This is a genomic window from Enterobacter sp. CGMCC 5087, assembly GCF_003144775.1.
GTDB classification, from domain to species: domain Bacteria; phylum Pseudomonadota; class Gammaproteobacteria; order Enterobacterales; family Enterobacteriaceae; genus Enterobacter; species Enterobacter cloacae_M.
This window is the reverse complement of the sequence record NZ_QFXN01000080.1, coordinates 19,098-39,770: the sequence shown is the minus strand read 5'-3', so window position 1 is coordinate 39,770 and position 20,673 is coordinate 19,098. Positions and strand designations below refer to the sequence as shown.

General features: G+C 52.8%; 28 protein-coding genes. 2 read left to right on the top strand and 26 right to left on the bottom strand.

Features of this window, described 5'->3' with window-relative positions; translation table 11 throughout:
- The first annotated feature begins 295 nt into the window (after positions 1-295).
- Both DEO48_RS07245 and DEO48_RS07240 read left to right on the top strand, forming a co-directional pair.
- The gene (locus tag DEO48_RS07245; protein ID WP_023150243.1) at positions 296-562 is read left to right on the top strand and encodes a DinI family protein; all 267 of its coding nucleotides are present in this window, start codon (positions 296-298) and stop codon (positions 560-562) included.
- 225 nt (positions 563-787) lie between these two features.
- The gene (locus tag DEO48_RS07240; protein ID WP_109844770.1) at positions 788-1,903 is read left to right on the top strand and encodes an acyltransferase; all 1,116 of its coding nucleotides are present in this window, start codon (positions 788-790) and stop codon (positions 1,901-1,903) included.
- Positions 1,904-1,935: 32 nt separating this feature from the next.
- On the opposite strand, the gene DEO48_RS07235 is transcribed toward DEO48_RS07240, so the two are convergent.
- From DEO48_RS07235 to DEO48_RS07110, 26 genes are all read right to left on the bottom strand, one after another.
- Positions 1,936-2,358 carry a tail fiber assembly protein gene (locus DEO48_RS07235; protein ID WP_109844769.1) on the bottom strand — a complete coding sequence of 141 codons (423 nt, stop codon included), beginning with the start codon at positions 2,356-2,358 and terminating at the stop codon, positions 1,936-1,938.
- Positions 2,359-2,363: 5 nt separating this feature from the next.
- Complete coding sequence (locus tag DEO48_RS27115) at positions 2,364-3,491, bottom strand: hypothetical protein (protein WP_109844774.1); 1,128 nt, start codon at positions 3,489-3,491, stop codon at positions 2,364-2,366.
- Positions 3,491-4,171 (bottom strand): DUF2612 domain-containing protein, encoded by a 681-nt coding sequence (locus DEO48_RS07225; RefSeq protein WP_109844768.1) that lies wholly within the window; start codon positions 4,169-4,171, stop codon positions 3,491-3,493. The genes DEO48_RS27115 and DEO48_RS07225 overlap by 1 nt, the downstream gene beginning before the upstream one ends.
- Entirely contained in the window at positions 4,168-5,367 is a 1,200-nt protein-coding gene (locus DEO48_RS07220; protein ID WP_023150238.1) for a baseplate J/gp47 family protein, read from the bottom strand. Before DEO48_RS07220 ends, DEO48_RS07225 begins: the two co-directional genes overlap by 4 nt.
- On the bottom strand, positions 5,368-5,721 hold the full coding sequence (locus DEO48_RS07215; RefSeq protein WP_023325694.1) for a hypothetical protein: 354 nt from the start codon (positions 5,719-5,721) through the stop codon (positions 5,368-5,370). It abuts the gene before it with no gap.
- On the bottom strand, positions 5,721-6,476 hold the full coding sequence (locus DEO48_RS07210) for a Gp138 family membrane-puncturing spike protein (protein WP_109844767.1): 756 nt from the start codon (positions 6,474-6,476) through the stop codon (positions 5,721-5,723). Before DEO48_RS07210 ends, DEO48_RS07215 begins: the two co-directional genes overlap by 1 nt.
- Before the next feature lie 60 nt (positions 6,477-6,536).
- Entirely contained in the window at positions 6,537-6,782 is a 246-nt protein-coding gene (locus tag DEO48_RS07205) for a hypothetical protein (RefSeq protein ID WP_072162438.1), read from the bottom strand.
- Positions 6,783-6,797: 15 nt separating this feature from the next.
- A complete protein-coding gene (locus DEO48_RS07200; RefSeq protein ID WP_375232166.1) occupies positions 6,798-7,139 on the bottom strand; it encodes a hypothetical protein in 342 nt (113 codons plus the stop codon).
- Positions 7,136-8,203 (bottom strand): hypothetical protein, encoded by a 1,068-nt coding sequence (locus tag DEO48_RS07195; protein ID WP_109844766.1) that lies wholly within the window; start codon positions 8,201-8,203, stop codon positions 7,136-7,138. The genes DEO48_RS07200 and DEO48_RS07195 overlap by 4 nt, the downstream gene beginning before the upstream one ends.
- A gap of 2 nt (positions 8,204-8,205) precedes the next feature.
- Entirely contained in the window at positions 8,206-8,508 is a 303-nt protein-coding gene (locus tag DEO48_RS07190) for a phage baseplate plug protein (protein ID WP_032666013.1), read from the bottom strand.
- Positions 8,508-9,095: a phage baseplate protein gene (locus DEO48_RS07185; protein ID WP_016247449.1), complete on the bottom strand. Its 588-nt coding sequence runs from the start codon at positions 9,093-9,095 to the stop codon at positions 8,508-8,510. The genes DEO48_RS07190 and DEO48_RS07185 overlap by 1 nt, the downstream gene beginning before the upstream one ends.
- Positions 9,095-11,074: a lytic transglycosylase gene (locus DEO48_RS07180; protein WP_109844765.1), complete on the bottom strand. Its 1,980-nt coding sequence runs from the start codon at positions 11,072-11,074 to the stop codon at positions 9,095-9,097. Before DEO48_RS07180 ends, DEO48_RS07185 begins: the two co-directional genes overlap by 1 nt.
- Positions 11,064-11,228 carry a DUF6889 family protein gene (locus tag DEO48_RS27110; RefSeq protein ID WP_023229521.1) on the bottom strand — a complete coding sequence of 55 codons (165 nt, stop codon included), beginning with the start codon at positions 11,226-11,228 and terminating at the stop codon, positions 11,064-11,066. The genes DEO48_RS07180 and DEO48_RS27110 overlap by 11 nt, the downstream gene beginning before the upstream one ends.
- Before the next feature lie 23 nt (positions 11,229-11,251).
- Positions 11,252-11,704: a phage tail assembly chaperone gene (locus tag DEO48_RS07170; RefSeq protein ID WP_109844764.1), complete on the bottom strand. Its 453-nt coding sequence runs from the start codon at positions 11,702-11,704 to the stop codon at positions 11,252-11,254.
- Between the two features lie 3 nt (positions 11,705-11,707).
- A complete protein-coding gene (locus DEO48_RS07165; protein WP_000257260.1) occupies positions 11,708-12,148 on the bottom strand; it encodes a DUF3277 family protein in 441 nt (146 codons plus the stop codon).
- Positions 12,149-12,159: 11 nt separating this feature from the next.
- Positions 12,160-13,305 (bottom strand): DUF3383 family protein, encoded by a 1,146-nt coding sequence (locus DEO48_RS07160; RefSeq protein ID WP_109844763.1) that lies wholly within the window; start codon positions 13,303-13,305, stop codon positions 12,160-12,162.
- Between the two features lie 3 nt (positions 13,306-13,308).
- On the bottom strand, positions 13,309-13,854 hold the full coding sequence (locus DEO48_RS07155; RefSeq protein WP_109844762.1) for a hypothetical protein: 546 nt from the start codon (positions 13,852-13,854) through the stop codon (positions 13,309-13,311).
- Complete coding sequence (locus DEO48_RS07150; RefSeq protein ID WP_032625723.1) at positions 13,847-14,251, bottom strand: hypothetical protein; 405 nt, start codon at positions 14,249-14,251, stop codon at positions 13,847-13,849. The genes DEO48_RS07155 and DEO48_RS07150 overlap by 8 nt, the downstream gene beginning before the upstream one ends.
- Positions 14,251-14,757: a hypothetical protein gene (locus DEO48_RS07145; protein WP_109844761.1), complete on the bottom strand. Its 507-nt coding sequence runs from the start codon at positions 14,755-14,757 to the stop codon at positions 14,251-14,253. The genes DEO48_RS07150 and DEO48_RS07145 overlap by 1 nt, the downstream gene beginning before the upstream one ends.
- A complete protein-coding gene (locus DEO48_RS07140; protein ID WP_109844760.1) occupies positions 14,754-15,164 on the bottom strand; it encodes a DUF4054 domain-containing protein in 411 nt (136 codons plus the stop codon). The genes DEO48_RS07145 and DEO48_RS07140 overlap by 4 nt, the downstream gene beginning before the upstream one ends.
- Positions 15,136-15,546: a hypothetical protein gene (locus tag DEO48_RS07135; RefSeq protein ID WP_109844759.1), complete on the bottom strand. Its 411-nt coding sequence runs from the start codon at positions 15,544-15,546 to the stop codon at positions 15,136-15,138. Before DEO48_RS07135 ends, DEO48_RS07140 begins: the two co-directional genes overlap by 29 nt.
- Before the next feature lie 45 nt (positions 15,547-15,591).
- Complete coding sequence (locus DEO48_RS07130) at positions 15,592-16,539, bottom strand: DUF2184 domain-containing protein (RefSeq protein WP_016247459.1); 948 nt, start codon at positions 16,537-16,539, stop codon at positions 15,592-15,594.
- A gap of 11 nt (positions 16,540-16,550) precedes the next feature.
- Complete coding sequence (locus DEO48_RS07125) at positions 16,551-17,054, bottom strand: hypothetical protein (RefSeq protein WP_109844758.1); 504 nt, start codon at positions 17,052-17,054, stop codon at positions 16,551-16,553.
- 11 nt (positions 17,055-17,065) lie between these two features.
- The gene (locus DEO48_RS07120) at positions 17,066-18,337 is read right to left on the bottom strand and encodes a DUF2213 domain-containing protein (RefSeq protein WP_109844757.1); all 1,272 of its coding nucleotides are present in this window, start codon (positions 18,335-18,337) and stop codon (positions 17,066-17,068) included.
- 261 nt (positions 18,338-18,598) lie between these two features.
- Positions 18,599-19,132, bottom strand: coding sequence for a phage minor head protein (locus tag DEO48_RS07115; RefSeq protein WP_109844756.1), 534 nt, complete (start codon positions 19,130-19,132; stop codon positions 18,599-18,601).
- Between the two features lie 70 nt (positions 19,133-19,202).
- Positions 19,203-20,672: a DUF1073 domain-containing protein gene (locus DEO48_RS07110; protein WP_060569220.1), complete on the bottom strand. Its 1,470-nt coding sequence runs from the start codon at positions 20,670-20,672 to the stop codon at positions 19,203-19,205.
- Position 20,673 lies beyond the last annotated feature (1 nt).

The following is a 20,673-nucleotide window of genomic DNA, read 5'->3' as shown; positions in this document are numbered from 1 at the left end:
GTTCAACTCCCGCCAGCTCCACCACTTTTGATAGGACTGCGACCGGACAGCGGCAATAAAAACAGCCGCTTACGGACACTGACCAGACAGCAGGCAGACCGAGAAAAGACAAAAATATGCACGTGAAATGCACGTGCACTTTAAAAGAACCCCAAATCTTACGGTCTGGGGTTTTTCTATTTGTAACTAAGGGTAACAAAAACTCCTACCCCTTTCGCGCCCCTCTCGCCTTGACACTGTTTATTTTTACAGTAAAAATACTGTATACAACCACAGTGGTTTTCCGGAGGCTTTTATGTTCGTTGAACTGGTTTATGACAAACGCAATGTAGAGGGGCTCGAAGGAGCCAGAGAGATTATCCTGGCAGAACTGACGAAGCGAGTGCACCAGATTTTTCCTGATGCCGAAGTAAGGGTGAAGCCGATGCAGGCGAACGGCCTGAATAGCGATGCAAGTAAAAACGATCGGGAGAAGCTGAACCGCATGCTGGAGGATATGTTTGAAGAAGCCGATATGTGGCTGGTATCTGAGTTCCCGACAGTTCGCCAGGTTGGGCTGTAAAATTGTGCAGGCTACTATCATTAAATGGTAGCCTGCAGAAACTCTCATGGAAGTCCATAACACTTTCTTTAATGCGTTGAATCCTATAAATTCGAATAAGATCAATAGAATTAATCTACTGACTGTAAAAATTTAAAATGATATAATTACTTCTTTGGATTATACAGAATAAGAAAATGCGTAAAAATAATATAGCTAAAAATTATTCTCATAAGGGTTATAAAAATGAACTCTAAAATTTTATCAATCCACTATCTTCGTGGGATAGCAGCTTTACTAGTGGTCTTCTTTCATTTTAGCATTTATCTTGATAATTATTATGTTCAAAAAGACCTAGGATGGATCCTCTTTGGTGGAGGAGCATTTGGAGTTGACCTATTCTTTATGATTAGTGGATTTGTAATTGTGTTATCTACTAAAAACTCAAATTCAAAATCAATATTCTTAGTTCGTAGATTCTTTAGAGTATATCCTCCATTTATTTTTATTTTTGCTATCGGATCATTAACTGTATACAACTCAAATTCTTTGCTTGATCTTGTAAGAGCATCTCTTTTAATTCATAAGGATTACTCACTCCCATCACCAAGCTTTGGATTTAACATATTAGGAACAGCATGGACATTAACTTATGAACTATACTTCTATCTAACTTTTGTTATTGCCATGGGCATAAACCATAAATATAGAGTGGTTTTATCATCGCTATTTTTAATCACTCCGATATTAGTTTTGCAATTATTATACACCGGTAGCCTATCTTTTTCTGGCGATGCTTCACCGAATATCCCGCAAACCAACCCGTTATATGGCCTACTAAGATTTGTATCATCCCCAATCCTTGTTGAATTCATTATGGGGATGGTCTTTTACGAAATCTTTACGAAGATGAAGATAAAAATAACTGAAGGTACTACCCAACTCATATTAGCTCTTTCATGTGGGTTATTCTTGACTTTTTATTTCGGTAATTTCAATAACGAGTTCGGAATGCATGGGTTTGGTATATGGTCTATCATATTGTTATTTGGTGTTTTAACCTACGATAAACAAATCGGCATCAAAGAAAATAAACTATTTAACTTACTGGGGGATATATCATTTTCCCTTTACATATCCCATTATATTTTTGTGAATGCAATCGCCGTATACAGCCCCAACTTTTTTGCATCAATGAGTGGTATTTCTAAGTTTTTCTTCATGACTACTTTAACAGGTACTGCAGCTATAGTCATGCACTATGTAATTGAAAAGCCCTCTATAAAAATCGGCAAACGAATAGAAATGTTTTTGAAGCAAAAGAAAAACGATATCGCACCAATAAACAAGATCTTAACTTAGAAAGAAGCCCCCTCATTCCGAGGGGGCTTCTTTTATGGATGATTGGGCCATATTAGATCTGGGGCTTTTGAAATATCAACATTCTGAACAGCTTTGATATATTTCAACCAAGAAACCAGGCTATTTTTGTCTTCATCACTGATTAAACCCAACGTCAACTCGGTTTGCCAGATGCTAATTTCCCCCTGAGCGTCTGCAATCAGGCTTATCTTTTTCTGATTAGCATTAGCTATTAGTTCATCCTTAGTCGGGGGAGGAATATCACCCCAGTCAGGAAAACCATCTTCACCAGCAATGCGGATTTTCCCTTTCGGAGGTTCGCCTGAATATTCAATAAATAGCTCTTCATCAACCTCCTTAGCATTGTCAAAGTTCATTCCATTTGATTCATAAATTTCCTTCATAGCTATCGGATAGAAAGCATTTGTTGATACATCATAAAAATATTTATTCATTCTAATTATCTCCCGATCGCAATCCACCGAGCGTAAATAACGGCTGATGATGATGTTGAATTTAATAATTTGAACTGGGTATTACTGATAGGTTGAGCTGCAAAGCTATAAGGTGCAGCTGAAGCGCCAGCGTTATCATAAGAAGCAACAAGCTGAACTGTACTGTAATTTGTAAAAGGTACGGGGAAATTTATAGTCTGCGGATCTCCAATTTGACCAGAGGCTGCAATACCCCACTGGATAATAGTACCTCCTGGTAAAGATGCCCAGCCGGTACCACTTGTAAAACTGGACATATCCGGTATTTGTCCAGAACCTGTACCCACATTTTTTGTTGCCGCCGTTCCAAGCCCGGAAATATCAGATGATGTTGGTTTAAATCCTGTGTGGTAAAGCTTATACCAGTTAGAAAATGTTGTCTGCCCCGTTTTTATCCTTACGCTAAAATCAGGAATGGAACCGAGAGACGCACCGCAGATTTGCCACCCGGTAGAACCAGAGTTGGCAAATGAAATACCACCAGCCCACTGTCCAGGATAAGGACCGATATTATCTGATGGAGCGAAATAGTCGAATCGTGAAACGTTGAGTGCGGCCATAGTTCCAGTCATCTTATCTGCCGTTACTCCAACGCCCCACCCTCCATTTTTTGCAACCAAGCCCGCTGTATCGGTATAGGAAGATTGAAGCGCTCCCAAACCGAGGTATGTGAGAAGGTTCGCCAAGGTTGTCTGACCGATAACGTCCCGACCGATCTGCGTAAGGTCAGTTTGTGCCGCGGTATCTGTCCCGGTGAAATATGGAAGCTTATTTGCTCCTGTGGCGAGGCCGGCAAGTGCCGTCAGCGTAGCGTCAAGCGCCTGGAAATCCTTACCGAACGCGGTGGTCATTTTAGCAATGAACCCGTTCAGATCAGCATCATCAAGCACATCCTGCCCACTTTTGTTGGCGGTGTATTGCGCCAGCGCTGCCGCGATAAAGCTGGCCTGCCTGATTGCTTTATTGACTTCTGCGCTGGCTGCCTTACCAGAAGTAAAACCAGAAAGAAGAGCTGGACGCGCTTCCCAGTCCGCCTGAGATACCACATTAGCATTCGCTGCGGTCGCGAATGGTTTAAAGTTATTCGTTGCCATCAGAGTATTGTCCCCCATGCTCCAACATCGAACCCGCCGATGTATTCGTTATCCATATCAAAACCAAAGAATTTAGAACCCTCGGATGGTGCCTCTACCGAGGGCGTTTCCACGTCACCGGCCCATACGCCAGCTGCTTTAACGGTGAGATAGCCATGTTTGATAGCGGCGATCAGTTCGAGAGACACATTTGAAATATCAGTCTCGGGAAATACCCAGACCGAGATCGTCATGTCCTGGTTGTCGACGATTTGCATCTTCAGGCCAGAGCCTGCAGTTGCAGCGTCAAGGATGGGAGGCAGCGAATCATTGCGGCCATCCCAGTTGTTGATGGCGATTTTTGCCTTAAGAACGATGCGATAGGTTGTATCGCTCAGCGTGGTATAGCCTGCATCTGGATCATACGGACCTTGCCATACGCCCTGGTCATATCCGAGCCCGTCAGTGTCCCAGCTAAAATACACCCCGCTTATCGGCTGACTGACGATGCGACTGCGACCAATCCAGAGGCCGAGCGTATCGAGCTGGACACCGACGGCGGTATCAATGTCGAAAGCGCTTACCAGCCCCCGGGTGGCGCCGGTGATATCAATCAGTGGCCGCGTGCTCAGGTCGACGTGATCAAAAAATTTCGGCTTCGTGGCGTGATAGTTGGTGATTAAGTCCGTGTACTTGCTCATGACGTCACCGTTAGAACAATATTTTCGGGTTTACACGACGCGGATTCGTTGTAGGCGATGATGATGTTTGCCGCCGCTACGCTACCGGCTGATTTGCCAATCAGCAGCTCCTGTATGTCGTAGTAGCGCGCATTGCCGCCACTCACTACGCCGAGGTTCGCTGGAGAATAAATCCTGCTTAGCAGCACATCGTCGCCGATCGTCAGCCCGTTGATGTAATCCGCGACGGCCTGCTGAATCTGTACGCCAATTTGCGACGTGTAGCCGGTGAATGCCTTCAGGGTGATATGTCCATAAATTGGCACATCAGTAGACCGAGAAAAGCTGATCACGTGTGGATTGCCGTAGGTGTCCGGTACCGTGACAGATGTCGTCCCATAGGTGGCTGTTCCCTGCCCTTTGTTTCCCCTGATTGTCTGGGCTATCTCGGTAACATCACCTCCATCGACGATGGCGGAAATGGAATGAGGCGGCAGCCCGTTGCTGTCGGTTGCACCAGTATCATTCTCGTAGAGCTTGTGACGTGTCACGCCTGCAACGTTGGCGATCGCACCGTCGACACCTTCAAACGGTGTGAGTGACGGCAGAGCGACGCTTTGCCCCTGCCTGATACGCAACTCTGCGTCGGTTTCAGCCGGTGCGCCTACGGTGGCCGCCGCCGGGTTGGTTACAGATGCCCAGCCACGGGTCGGCGTGTTGATAGTGGTAATCGTCCCGGCCAGCGCCGCAACCGCTCCGCTGTTTGAACAGGTTGCAGTTACCGTCACGGTACCGCCGACACCGATCGTCACCGAGGCAGGAAGCCGCCAGATCACGTTATTCGTGTCTTTCACAGTACCGTTTGTGATGGACGTCCCGGCCGTACCGGTCAAAACCAGATCCACGGTAGAGTTCGTCGCCCCCCGGCGCGCGATACCGTTAATTTTTACGTTACTGGTCAGCGCGGCGCCGTAACCTGTTGCAGGTGAGAAGCAGTTATAAACGGAGATCGCCGTGTTGTTGGCATCGTGGATAGCCAGCGCCACCAGCGCCACCATCTGGCCGTCTTTGCTGTCCGGCTCCAGATAAGCGTCACTGCCATAAATCTGCTGGAAATAGCTCGTCAGGGTATCGAGTATCGTCTGGTAATCAGGCGCACTGATCCCCTCAGCGGTTACCGTTGCCGATAAGCCGAGTGTGTCCAAATTGAGGGCCATTTATGCCTCGCTGGTTACTGTCGTTGTTCCGTAGATGGTGTCGATTTCAGCGAAGAACTGGACGCGGCGCGTCGTAGTGTTCACTGTCGTATTGAAAGAGAGGATGGATTTAACGCCCCGCGTTTCGAGGATGCGCTTACGGATCGCCAGGTTGTAGGTTTCCGGCTTCTGCTTACCGAGTACGGACTGAATCCACGGTGTCCCCTCAGTGGTGTCGAGGAACCATTGCCCGTACCATAATTCGAATCGCGTTTTCACGGCCTGCGCCACGGCCTCAGGTGAGTTAATCAGCCAGGTATCATCGCCGCTGCCAAAGGTGTAATCACCGTCGGCGTCTTCGCGTCTGTATCGCATCAGTTAGGCGCTCCTGTGTTACCGCCGCCGGTCTGTACTCCGCCGTGCGTGTGCGTCATCAGGCTCTTACCACCAGCTTTTACATCGTTAGTCACCGTGACAGGGCCAAGCATCGTCGCAGTACCGCCGCTTTCGCCCATCCCCTGAGAGAGATTCCCGTTTATTGTCACGTTGCCGTTTAGCGTGATGGTGGGTGATGTGATCGTGGTTCCTCCTTCTGCTGTCGCCGTCAGCGCGCCGGGTGTTTTAACCGTGATGTTATGGCCTGCGGCCACTTCCACAAACGCAGCGCCATCATCAGTACGCAGTTGCGCAGCGCTGATGCTGATTCCGCTGATTTTCTGCGCCTGTGACTGCGGCCCGACGATACAGAACGCATCCGATAAATCATGCACCCGGTCGTCGACAGGCTCCTGTACCCCGCCGTTCTGCCACCAGAAATCGATGCAGCGATCGGCGAAAATCACCAGGCATTCATCACCGGCTTTCACCGGGAACGTTAGCGTGCAGCCGCCGCCGCGCGGAAACACCACAGGCACATCCACCAGCAGCGGGTAATTTTTGGTAATACGGTTCCCGTCGTTATCAGTTTCAACCGAACGGATAGCAGGCTGCACAACCGCCGTCACCGCGTCAGGATCGAATGACTGGACGATGCCAGGCAAAGCGACGCGGATCTGGTTCTTTGTGGTTTCCCGCTCAGATTTGAATGTTTCAGCAAGGTCGCCGCTGCGGGTCTGGTCAGATACTGCCATTTGGTTGGCTCCAGAAAGCAAAAAACCCGCCGGGTGGCGGGTCTGTTTAAGAAGGTTATTTTAATCAGGCTCAGAAAAGCTAAGTCCAGTTTGCCCCCATGATTCACCATGGTGGTTTTTACAGGCTTTGTTTGAACAATACCCCCACCAATCAGCGAACCCATCATCTGGATGATTCTTCAGATGTTCGGCGGTTGGAAAAATATCTGAATCCCAATTTACGCATGCATGAATAATGGGCCAGCCACAATCTTTACAATGGATTCCATCGCAAATTTGCACTGTATCGCAGGTAACTTTATTCATCACAACCACCGTTAATTAATCAGCGACCTTCTTACACGGGAAAGAACCAATGATCTTTGGCGCGTCCATGCTGTTCTGCAGCAGTTGGACATTCAGGAATCGCGTTTCGGTACCCGGACGGCGAATGTATTCAAAGCCATAATTGTTGCCATCTTTAGCAGGCATAAGCCCCATATCAATCATAATGCCATCAGCACCAAGATTTGTAATTTTCTGCGATGTGACGCGTTCACCATTAATCATGTCCATTTCACCCAACCTTGCAGTGATGGTGTAAGGCCCACAATAAGCGGTGTACCCGCTTGCTGATGCCCCAAATGACATAAAGGCAACAATTAAAATGGCTAAGGCTTTCAAATTTCCCCCCGGTTAAGCGAGTCCTGAGTGCGGAGATCCGCCGCGCCACGCGCTTCGCACATCATATCCATATACCACGCCTGGCCCCTTGTGTCGCCAGTGTACATAATCCCGCGCACAATATAAACGCCATCCGTTGCGATGCTGGCAGGCTGCGCGGTGGTACCGCTGAGCGTGATATTGCCGTCCGTGTTCTGGTCGGTGATCTGCCCACCAGCCATAGCGATATCGTTGTTCGACAGCGCGGTGCGATATACGGAAGCCTGATCCAACTGAATGAGCCCGTTTACCCGGATGTTCGGGTTAATTAGCGCGCGGACGTTTACGCCGTTGCCGATGGTCTGCTGCGGCATACCGATAAGCCCGGTGGCGCTGTTGAGCACAATCGCGTCGTGAACATACTCGTTATTCGCCACCATCTGGCGCTGCCCGTCCACGAACTGCCATGTTGCGCCACATTGTCCGGCCACGTTATCCATAAGATGCCGTGTCATGCCGAACAGCACCCGGCCCCGTGGGAACACAGTAGCAGGCATTTCAGGCGTCAGACCTTCGGTCGCGCCTTTGGCCTCGAAGTCTTTCATCAGCGCGCGGTTCACGTCTGCGACCGTGTAACCGGCTGCCAGCGTCTGCGAGGTTATGCTGGTGGCAAAAGCCAGATCCGTATCGGCTGCCTGAATCAGGACGTAGGAATCGATGGGACTGTCTTTTCCTGTGACCGAGTAGCGAATTTCACCGCTGAAAATCAGACCGTAGTTGCGGCCATCACTCTGGCCCACGTCCGCCGCGTCGACTTCGCGCACGGTCCCGACGTCGCTTGCCGACACCTCCGGCGCGATACCGTCGTAACCGGCAATCAGCCGCACTTTCGAAAACTCTTTACCGGTAATCCTGTTGGAAGTATCAGCTGACAGGTTGTAGATTTTGAATGTTCCCACCCGCGACGCGCTGCTGATGTTGAACCAGTCGATCGTAAAGGTCACTTTAAAATCGCTGAGCTCAATACCCTGCCCGTTCTCGTCCACGAGCTGCAGCTCGAAATGTCTCATCCAGTTCTGTGACATACTTACTCCGTTGATACCAGTAAATGACTGCGGCCGCCCAGGTCGGTTTTCGTCGGATAATCCTGTGTGCTGTCGTCACAGACAACCACCAGCTTAAAGCCGAGCCCCATATAGGCGTACTGCGCCAGCAGGTCAGCGCCGGTGACGAGAGGAATACCTGAGATTACCGGCTCCCCTCTGTCGTTCTGCAGGTCCATAATCCAGTACAGATCGCGCCAGGTGATACTAATCCGCCAGGTGGTCCCCGCCAGGATGATGCTGAATTGCTGGTTATCCGCTGTCAGCGGGATTTCCTGAATTGCCATTAGCCGAGCCCCAGTAATGACGCCGCGTTACCCGTGATGCTTTTCAGCAGCGAGGTATTTGGCGGCTTTGTGGTTTTGTTGCCGGTATTCAGTACCGCCGACGTGCTGGCCCCGTCCTTCATGTTGGTTTTATCAGCAACGGTGATCTGCTGCGTCTGCGAGATAAGAACCTCCCTCAGGGTGAGGACAGCAGACAGGACGTTTTCGGTTGTCTTGTCTGTCGTCACTTCCAGCGCGCGGATCAGCATGTTGCTGTACAGCCGTTTGCCTGTCACCACATCGAAAGGAATACGGCTCGCCTGCAGGTCGAGTATCTCCTGATACGTCTGCTGGGGACTCAGGCCTAGCAGGCTGGTAGCCGTCAGGTTACTGGCAAAATCCAGCAACGATCCGCCACCAGCGAAACCGACCTCCATCACCACTTCAGACGGTTTTTTGTAGGCATGGTCGGCGATGGCGGCCCCGACCTCGACAGGGTGCTCTGTTATCTCCAGCGTGTCGGTATGCTTCTCAGAAACAACCACACTGGGGACAATCATCCCTATTTTCCGGCTCTGCTGCTGAAAGAGCGTAGAGAGAATATCCATTAGCCCACCTTCGTTTGATTACCGCGCATGACCTGGGCGTTTGCCGACTGCTGCCGACGCTCGACCTCGGTACCGACAGAACGCGGATCACCACCACCGTAAATGTGGTAGGTGTTTTGCTGGTTCACGTTCGCCCCGCCGATTCCCGCGACGGCAGCCTTCCCGATTAACTCCTTCGAATAGATGTTTCGCCCATTCTCATGGTGAATAATGCTACTCATTAATGCCGACATCGTTTGTGGGTCGTTAATATTTAAAGCGGCCTGCGGATTTACTCCCAGACGTTGGGAAACCGCCTGTATATAGGCTGCTGTGTTGTTATTGTCGGAAGCGGGCGCCCAGGTGGAGATAATTTTCTCCACGCTGTTTATCCCTCTCCCGGCATACAACACGAGCTGGCGCGAAAGAGCGCGCAAGCCATCAAAGGCGGTTTCGAATCGGGCAAACCTGCCGCCGGGGCGCTCAAGCTCAGCCCCCGCCTGACCGGCAAAATTAAGGTTTCCGGGATTATTGTTCCGTTCGCCTCGCTTTGCAGCCTGTCCTATCTGATCTGGCTCATCCTCTCCAATGCTCCTTATGGTCTGTCCTACACTGCGTGGATCCCAACCGGTTTTATCTTTTATCCATTCCGCCACACTGTTAGCGCTGTCTGTTACCATTGGCATCGCTGACGGATTTTCGCTGCCCTGATTAAGCATCTGTTTGCCGATGCTGGCGGCATCAGCCCAGCGGCCATCTTTAATGGCGTTGAGCAGGTCGGCGATCATATTCAGCATTTTGCTGAACTCGCCCATCTGGTCGATAAAGTTGCTGAAATCCCACTTCAGGGACCATGATTTGGGGTCAATATTGAGCAGTTTCGCCAGCGCTTTCGCCAGTTCGTTAACGGTCGTTTTAAGGTCACGAACCATCTTCAGCGCGGCGTCGACTTCCGGCTTCCACTTGCCCCAGTCAATCAGGCTGTCCCCGCCTTCCTTCCAGGTCTGATAGTCCTCCCACAGAAGGGCAATCCCCGCCGCCAGCGCGGTAATGAGGCCAATCGGCGACATCCAGAACGTACTGTTCAGAATGCGCAGCGCAATCGTCAGCGCGCCGAACAACGAGATCAGCTCCCGCGTTTGCTTATCCAGCGATTGCCACCAGGTGATAAGGCTGGATGTCCCCTCAATAAGCCGGAAGAATAGCCGTCCGATAATGTCCCCGAGCGCCAGAATGCCTTTTATGGCTTTCGTCAGGGTCTGCTCGATGCGCGGGAAGTTATCCAGAATGTGGCGGCGCAGCGTGTCCAGCGAACCCGCCAGACCACCAGCAAGATTAGAGCCGATTTTGTCACGGGCCATGCCTGCCATCGCGCCGAACTCACGCAGGGAGGTCATGAACTTATTGGAGCTTCTGGCCGCCTCGTCAGCATTGAAGCCGATAGCTTTCGCCATTGCGCTGTACTGCCCGGAGAAACCGCCCACACCCCGACGCATCGCCATGAGGGTATTTTCGTCAATGCCCAGCATCTGCGCATACTGGTTAGCCCGGTAATACGGCATGCTGCTGAGCTTCTGGCCGACACCCGTAAAGATAGCGGCCATGTCGCGCATGTTGCCGCTGGCGTCACGGGTCTGTACGCCCAGGCGATTCAGGAAGCCTTCCGCGCCGGGATTGTTACGAACAAACCGGGAGAGGCTTTCCAGAGAGGTTCGCGCCGCGTCAACGCTGCCGCCCACCTGCGAAACCGCATAGCCAATAGACTGAATCCCCTGAACCGTCGCGCCGGTGCGCTGTGACGCCCAGTAGAGATTATCCAGCCCCGAGGCGATCTTAGCCGTGAAGGCCACCACGGTAAGCGCGGCACCTTCGACGGCCAGCCCCATTTTGATGGCGTTTGCGGTCGTACCGGCGAGAACAGAGTCGAACTTTGACGCGCCTGCTTCATCGATATCAAAACCGAGCGAGACGAGGAAATCTTTAATAGTCTCAGCGTTCATTATCCTCTCTCCATTTCTCAATACGGCGCTGGTTGTCTGCCTTAACGGCCAGGTGGTCATTCATCAGCGCGATATCGCACAGATCGACTGATCCATCCTTCAGCGCGTAATAAGGGATTAACCCGGCGTCAACCGGGTCAAGGAGATAAGACAGCCCGTCTGGCAGGCTGTTGAGGGTTAACCCTGAGGCTGGCCCGGCGTCGCGCTGGTAGGGCTCACGGGCAAAAAATTTCCCAGTGAATCGGCGACCACCCGCGCCACCAGCTGCAGCATGGTCAGCAGGTCGATATCATCGAACATCAGCTGACCGCTGTTGAATACCGGCGTCCATCCGTCCATGTGCTTACGTGATACCACGGCCAGGCACGGATGAATAATCGCGTTGGTGTCTTCTTCAGTCAGGGAAGACAGTTCCTCAGCGATGCGCGGGAGCAGGGTTTCAAACACCGGTTTCAGCTGATCGAATTTCACGTTGTCGATTTTGCCATCAGCAGGCAGAAGGGAGCGAATGCTCCCGAAATCTGACATCATGCCCGCCAGCACCGGCAGCAGTTTGCGGGTCACTTTCAGCTGGTCAAAAACGCTGAGTTTTGCCACGCGGTAATCGTGGCCTTTGATTGAGCATTCCATCTGTTAAAACTCTCCGAGAACCTGGTCGATTTTGCCGCAGTCAAACACCCAGGGCATCGTATTACCGGCTTTAGCGTTGGCGTTATCCGGCTGTTTCTGGAACGCCACGCTGCGCGCTGTGATGATGTCTCCGCTCACCTTGTTGCGGATCACAATGACGTTGTTTCCCCAGGTACCTGAGGACTGACTCTGCGCGTTGTACGCCAGCGACAGCTTTTTGTTTGTCGGCGAGGTCTTCAGCAGGTTGACGGTTACCGTGCCGCTTTTATCCGCGTGCAGGCTGTGCATCACTTCGCCGTCAGCGCCGATGGTCATGGTATTTTTGGGGCCGCCCATTGCGACGGTGATCCCCTCCTCTGAACTGGCGGAACCGTAGCCCAGATCAATCTCGCCGGTCGGGCCGGAGAGGGACGCCGTGACGTCCATAAAAGAATAAGTAGCCATTCATGTTCTCCTTAGCGAACGACGTTGATCTGCACATCAGCGAAATGAACCGCACCCGCCAGCTTACAGGCCACCTGAATAACCGGTGCCTTACGTGCTTCACGGTCTGCCTGCGCCTGCTCGGAAATCGGCTGCGCGTAGACGTAATAGCCTTTTGTCAGCGTGTCGCCGGAATCCAGCTGCCCAATCGGGCCACCGTTCCATACGCCAGCAGCCACCAGCCCGTTCGTGACGGACTGATCCATCGACTGTTCAACATTGGAAAGCAGGCGCGTAACGCCAGCATCGGTCTGTGGGACTTTGGTTGTGCTGGTGTAGAGCAGGTTGTACAGGTTGGTCTGAACGTAGTTCTGCAGCCAGTCGAGCCCGTGGCGTTCGTCGAAGAAATCACCGCTGGACATGACGCCCTGCTGCAGGATGGCCGTATCGTTCTGGTAGTACACAAATACGTTGCAGTTTTTGGCATCCAGCGCCACCGCCTGATTGGTGGTCAGGGTTTCATAGGTGATCCCCGGCTCCTGCTTGAATTTCAGGGTAATGGTGGTGTTGCTGCCGTTGAAATTCACCGTGAACGCGCGACCAAATGCAGACAGTGCGGCGTACTTGCTGCTGGTGGAATACTGCACAAACGTGCGAGCGTATTTTGCCGCCTTCAGCTTGTAAGCCAGGTCGGTAGTGGAGGTCGCGTTTACCGTCTCAGGCTCTGCAGTGGTAATCGCCAGAATTCGGCTGAGACTGGAGGCCTCGATCGCAGCGGCCACGCTCAGCCAGTCGGCATCGTCGATATCTTCATCGTCAGCCACGGCCAGGCCGTACCAGTTCGTGTAATTCAGAACGGCGTTCACCGCCTGCAGCAGTGTTTCCGTCGAACCGCTTTCAGCCGATACCAGCGTTTTAGCCCAGCGACCGACATACACCTGCTGCGGTTTCGGTGATTGCGAGAAATACACCGTAGCGGCTTCATATTCCGGGCTATCCACGCCGAAATCTGTGCCGATATCTTCCGGGGATGAGTAGAGGCGAATGCGCTCAGAAACCGGGATAACCGTTGAGCTCCCGAGAATGAGCAGCGAACCAAAGTTTCGACCAGTAGCCGCACGCGGCCCAATGATCACGTCGACATTCACGACGTTAGATACAGGTAATCCCTGCGGCATAATTTAGTCTCCGAAAAATGAGACGGGCGCATCTTGCAGCGTCCGGACGTTGTAGGTACGAATGTTTTTGCGGGACAGCGTGATGGTGAGGTCGTAGCGCCTCACCCACTGGTTATTAATGAGCTCGGGTAGGTTGTAGATAGTCCCGGCCTCCACCAGCGAAAGCCCCGAGCGATTCAGTTCGGCGTTGTTTTGCTCGACGAATATTCCCGCGCGGAAAGTAGATGCAGTGTTGGCCCCCAGAGGGCCATAGAAGCAGCAAATCACCGTTACCTGTTCCCATGTCCATTGCTCGGACTGTTCTTCCGAAACCTGAACATCTGACTGGCTTAACGGCTGGGGAACGGTAGTGATACCGAAGGCGCACCACGTCACCCCGTTGTTTGGGATCTGCGGCTGCGGGTCAGTCCATCGGGGGAAAACAAGCGCGGCCGGCAAGCCAGAAACGCCACGAATCCACCGGCTGATTTCACGCTCCAGCGTCTCGTCATACTGGGGACTATCCCCGACAGGCGTCAGATAACCGCGCGTGGTGCTGTCATTACTCAACTGGCGTCCCTCCGTTAAAGTCCACCAGCTCACAATGCGCCTGTACGAATCCGGCGCCGTAACTGGTGTACGGATCGACAAATGTCACCCGGTAAGCACGCCCGTTATAGCTCACGATATCGGCATCAAGTCGCGGGGCGCTGTCTGTACCGGGCTGGCCCTGGGTTAATCTGAACTGCGTCACGATGAGGATCGCGCCGCTAATGTTCTGGCCTGCCGCCATTCGCCTGGCTTCCAGAGAACGGTCAACCGTCACCACGCCAGAGAACGGGATATCCTGAGCTGTGTTTTTCGTGAAATTGTCCTCATCCACCGTCTGAACCTGCCGGTGACACACCAGACTGGTGTCCATGAAGTCGGGATCGAGAAGAACATCGCTCACATCGAGAAGAGGCATTATTTTTTCCTCACGACGTAGTTAATTGAGCGCAGCAGGTAACCGTGGGCATACAGCGGTTTTTCGCCGGGAATGCCCTCGGCCCTTCTGCGTTCGAGGGTTTTCTCAGAAAGCGGGTGCAGCCGGTCGCCAGCACCGATAACGGCTTTTGCAGCGTCACGGGCAATCTGTCCGGCGCTTTCCAGCTCACGCATTGCTGCTTCAGTCTGCCCCTCCAGCGCGGCGGTTGCCGCTGCCTTGAGGTGTGCAGTGGTTCGGGGTTTTGAATCCTCGATCCCCATATCCAGAAAAGGGCGCGGGGGGAGCGTGACCGTTGTACCGTCGATTTCCACCGTTGCGCCCGTCGAGTGGAGGTAGCCCAGTTCCGCGTTATTAATCGGAGAGCCATCTTCACGCCCTGCCTTGTCCTCAGGTATTCCCACCAGCACATCCATTCCGGATAGCTGCCGGAGGGATTCCAGAACAGCCACGGCGTTATCAGCACGAACCGTTAACCCGCTTTTCATAGCAGCTGCCTGCCACCAGCGCCGAACATCGACCACCACCAGTAGAACTCGCGCCCGTAGGCGGTGCTGTTCCAGAAACCGGCATCTGGATTGATTACCCCGGACACGTCATAGCTCACTGAAACCTTATCCACTGATTTAGAGGACACGACACCTGCTGCGCCGTTGCTGTTCACACCACCAGCGGCAGCAGCGGCCAGCGTGCGGCCGCGCAGCTCCGTATAGTGAGCCGTGAATAGTTCGGCCAGGTAGACGAACTGATCGCCCTGTACGTCCTGATTCAGAAGCGAATCGGCCAGCCCCAGATAGAAATTCACTGAGGGGTCAGGGTAGCGAGTTTTATCGGCGAACTCGGGAAAGTCGGTGCGGAACTGCTCGTTAGTCGGAAGGCTGCTGTTTTTTGGCATTTTTCGCGTCCCCGCCGGTGTTATCGGTTTTGTCCGTGCTGTCGGCAGGTTTACCGCCTGCTGGTGCCTGAGCAGCTGCCAGTTGCGCTTTCAGGTCTGTGTTTTCATTCCCCAGCGCGGTGATGGTTTTTTCATGCTCAGCCAGCTGCGCTTTCAGGGTGTTATTTTCTTCTGCCAGGAGAACAAGGCTCGCGGAAAGGTCTTCATTGCTCTGCTCGTTCGCCAGGTCGGCTTCGTCAATCGGGCGCGCATAGGCTTTAAAGGCCCAGTGGTCCTTAACTTCTTTCGGGAAAGAGGAACTGTCGTGGATGCCCTGAGACAGCTCAAATTTAGAACCGTCGGCAAAGCTGAGAGTCGCGCCACCGGAAACAACGTATTTCATATTTTTGCACCATAAAAAAAGGCGGGTTTCCCCGCCTGTTTCAGGTTAAGACGCCGGAACGTCCAGGTAAGAGATCGTATTGGAATACGGGGTTTCCACCTGGCCCAGCTTGCCGTAGTAAGTGGTCAACTGCTGCAGGCCGCGATACTCCAGCGGAGTGTTCAGCAGAGGAACCATTGGGAAGCGAACGTATTTTTCGTCCTGGGTGTAAGCAACGATACGATGCGCGCCACCAGCGCCACGCTTGGAGGCCCACTTCATGGAGACGATCTCCAGTGGTGTGCCGTTTTCCTGGAACGCGATGGTGTTAATCTTCACGTATTCCAGCACAGAGATATTCCCTGCAGAGGAAACCTTTTTGCTCGCCAGCAGGCCGAACAGCTCCGGCGCCAGACCGATTTTCGCCGGGCAGACCGCATAACCAGAACGAACCCAGCCATCAGACAGCACCAGGTTGATATCCTGAACAATCACATCCGGATCGGTGGTTGCGGTCCACGCAGCAGCTGCAGCAACAGGAGTAACATCCGGCAGGTTCAGCAGGCCAGCAACGCCGAGCTCGTTATCACCGATATAAACCTGTTCGTCGGTGTCCATGTTCCACTTCAGCTTCATGCCTTCGTATTTCTGAACATCAACCGGACGGCCCAGTTTCTGGGCAGAAGCCAGTTCCGGCACCGTCCAGCTGATTTCCTGCCCCCACAAGGTGAGGTTGTTACGGGTAGGCTGAATATCGAGTTCGATACCAGGAATGGCTGTAGCTTTTTTACCGATCCAGTTTTTACCGTTAGGGTTTGGACCACCAACGCCAACAAAATCGGTATTAGTGAAGGATGACACTTCATCAGCGATAGAAATGTCGCTGCGCAGCGGCATGTCGCGTGACCATTTGTAGGACACTAAAGGCATGTTCAGCGTCTGATCCATGCGCTCCAGTTCGCCGACGAGAAACGCGCCGGTGGAGTCGATGGTCGCTCTGTCAATTGTAAACATTAATTATTCCCTCAGATGTTATAAGCGATTTCAATACGGCCGTCGGCTTCACCCGGCCCCATGACCTCTGCATTTGGCAGCTGAGGTGTATTTGATGCGGTAGAGTCCGGAGACAGCAAAAAGGAGCCAACCGGGCTTTGAGTGGTGCCACCAGCCACGCGAACGTAAACCGGATCGCCTTTTTTCGCGGTCGCCGCGTTGCCTGCTGTAGCTGTTACGCAGATGTAACCGCGTTTCAGGTTGTCACCCACCTGATTAGCCGTCACACCGATGTATGCAAGGTCCAGAGCAGAGGTAATCGGGAACGGTCGAACCAGAATCCCTTTCACTTTGCTGATGGTGTCACCAGATTCCAGCGGAACGAATTTATCGTTCACGTATTTACCTGGCAGCCCGTAGGACGCGAACTGCTTCGTGTGATCCAGGCTAACCGGCTCGATGGTGAGATCACGAGGACGGGTAACGCCCCCGGCAATGCCCAGGGGCATGCGCGTTAAATATGCAGTACCTGCCATGATGATTTACCTTATTTGTTTTTTGCCCAGAATTCGGCGTTGACCTTGTTCAGTTCTGCCGGGGAAAGGTGCTTAGTGCTGATTCCGCTGTCCGTGGTGCGGGTGATGTTATTCAGCGGTGTCAGCTGATTTTTCGCCTTATGCAGCGCCACAGCGGCAGTAAATACCGCGTCGACCGTAGCCTTTGGCGCTTTGTAGAAATCATCCACTCCGAAGGATTTCAGGCTGTCGCCAGTGCGCATAGCATGACTCAGCACCTGACGCTTCAGACTCTTATCACCAGCAGGCTGGAAGCCAGGGCAGATAATTTCCGCATCGGCGATCAGGTTGCGCTTAAAGGCTGCATCACCCGTCACTTTGCGGTTTTCTTCTTCGTCTTCATCAGTGGTCATGTTGCCCGGGTCCGGATCGCCGTCAGTGGTTTTACCCTCCAGCTTTTCCAGACGAGCCAGCAACGCTTTCGCCCAGGCCGGAATTTCTTCATCGCCGGTGACGGTTTTGTCTTTGTTCGGATCGCCTTCATCCGTAGTGGTGCGATTGCCTTCAGGTAAGGCTGTGGCCTGTGAAGGAATGTTGATGGTGATAGAGGAACCGGGGATTGAAGGCATGCCATCAGACGGCATATCCGGCGCTTCGTCGATGAGTTTTGCCAGCGCATCCTCATCTTTCGTCTTAATGGCCTGAGCCAGTTTTTTAAGCCATGACATTACAGGCTTCTCCTTTGTTGTTGATGGGATGGAATCCCCGATTGCACAGCGGCCACCAGCACGCCCCCGGTCGATGCCGACAGCGAGGTGGTTACCTGTGATTTGGTATTGCTTGCCTTTGCCGGGTGCCAGCTGCTTGTACTGCGCGTCATAGCCACAGCTGACATCGGTCAGGCCAGAATTCACCGCGTCGATTGCTTCCTGGCGTTTAATCAGCACGTCAGCAATGAGCAGATCCGATTGATCGCCGGTGCCGCGCCGGACGTTCTGAATGTGTCCGTGTGCCAGCTCTGCGAAGTTAGAAGGGTTCACGAAAACGATGTTGCCCAGGCTGTCCTCTGGATGCCCCAGCGTGACGGCTACGCCCTCAAAGCTCGCCATCGTCTCCGGGGAAAACACCTCGTCTTCTGTTCGCCAGACTGTCACCGTGCCGGTGCCGTCAGGTTCGAGGTCGATTTCCTCAGGTAAATAGACCTGCGTCCCTGTGCGTGCGATCGGCACGTCTTTACACAGCAGCGAGCCGTCCGCCTGTAGATAGCGCGTTTCGCCCAAGCGTGTAGTGAAGAAATATTTCATGGGTTACCTGCTCGATTACGGGCAACAAAAAGGCCGCCCGGAGGCGACCTTGTGAGATGGGAAAAATGTTCGAAATAACGGGCTATTTAACATAAGGGTTCTTACCCGCACCGACGAAAATGGACTCGATTAAAATGTCCCCTTAAAGCCGTAAAAGTAGCGATTAACTGGGCTGAAAATCGGTCTTTTCGAATACAACATTTTCATAACATTTCGCGGGTATTGCAGTTCGAATGGAATGAATGCTCAAAGCCGTATTTTTCATTTTCTCGGTGCAGGAATCTGTACTTCAGGCCAGCATTTGCAGTTCGGCAAACATCCGGCGTGTCCGGTCATACCGTCCAGCGTCGGCGGGTTATCCCAGCGCACAAATTTATCTTTCATCTTGCGGTGAGAATCGCGCGTGCCGGCCCCCTCGATACGCCACCAGTAGCCCTCTGAGCCAACCGAAAGGGCTCTGGCCTGCGTTAGCGCGCCGGTAGCTCGTCCAATCTCTGTACGGGCAATCAGCTGCGCCCTGCTGGCGGCCACGTCACCGGAGGCCATGATCATCTCGTAGAGCTCGTCCGGACGTTCACCCGTGATAACCGCCTGCATTGCGCGCTGTTGTATGTCCATCACGCGATCGGCTGCTTCCAGCGGCAGGGACTTCATCAGCTGAATCTGGCGGTAAACGATATCCTGCGCCACCTGCCCGACGGGGGTATTACCCACCACATCGCGCAGGCCAGCGCCGATTTCATCTGATACCGATTTCCACTGATTCCATTCCTCCTGCTCGACCTGGGCAAACATCCTTCGCCCGACCTGCTCTGCCCAGTCGCTGATTACCTCAGAATAGTCCACCAGCGTTTTCGAAATGCTGTCAGCGCTGGCCTGTGAACCATCGTAGGTACCATCGACGATCTGCCCTATCTGGTTTGCTATCGCCAACAGGCTTTTTCGATACTGGATCTCCGAACGGCGGCGGAGGGATGGTTTCAGGTTCATCCTCCTCCCACTGGGCCTTCGCATCTTCTATGTCCTCGTCAGTGATAGAACCACCGATGCCAATCACATCAGAAATGTTCCTGAGGTCGTTAAGCGCTGCTGCAGGTGGCATCCCAAGGTCACGAACGGCGGTACCGAGTGCAGTAACCACATTGTTCGCCATCGTTGCACGGTCCACGTCTGACATCTCCCAGAGCTTGTTAAACTCAAAAGTAAAATCGTCAGGTAGTGGTTCACCGAACAGAGAACGCCAGGAGATATCGAGCAGCCAGCGGATATGTCGGCGTAAGCGTCTCTCCTGCAGCGAGTTAACCCGGCTGTAGTAGTTTTCCAGATCGCCGTCGCCGGTGTTGAAACCTGCAGGGGACTGCCCGAACAGACGGACGAGAGGAATTCCCGTCGCGCCGGAAACCTGCTCAGCAAAGCGCAGAAGGACATCAGCGATACCCGCAAACGTATAGCTGTGGGTTTCGAACTTATCCTTACCATCCATGATGGTCATGCCTTCGATGGTCTGGAACTCACGTATCATGTCCAGGTGCTTCATCAGCGCCTTTTCAAGGTCGCCTCCGGTAGCAAGAATCTTGCGCAGGTCTTCAATGCTGTAGGTCCGCAGATGCGCTTTGTGGATCAGCTGTGTGGTGCCGACCGTCGCAGTATCAAACGCCTCGATACGCTCGAAAATACGCTCCACAACAGACATCCCCCAGCCGTTTTCCGTCTGGGCCTGCTGGAAAGGAAGCGTATCACCCTCCATGCGGATAACGCGGCTATGGTGGATCTTCCAGGGGGGAATCCCCTGCTGGTTCGTGATTACCTTGTAATATTTCGGTTTCCCAAAATCGGGACCGTAATCGGTAACGAGATCGTAATAACTCGGGTTAACCATCCAGCGGTCAAGGCTCATCACGCCCTTAAACTGCCCCTCTTTGATGCGATCCAGTTTCAGCGGGGAGGACATATCCTGCCCTTCAAGCAAGACCACCAGCACCGCGCCACCGTACAATCGTGACCATTTGAGGTTATCGTTAAGACCATCCCATATAGCGAGCTCATCCCAGAAGGTTTCGAGCTTGCCCTTTTGTCCGGGTTTCAGCTTTGAGCTGATGTTAATCCCCTTGCGGGTCATATCATCGGCCATCGCGTCCACACCGGCACCAACGAGGAACGATGAACGATACGCAAACTCCAGCATCACCCTGTTACGGCTGATGTACCCGGGCATGTACATTCCACCCGTCTGTATGTTTCTGGTGTCGCTGCCAAGTTTGGCCGTGAAATTGTTGTACCCGTCAGCTGTCGCAACGGGCTTTTGTGCGCCGTTCTGGCGTTTCTTACGGGACATG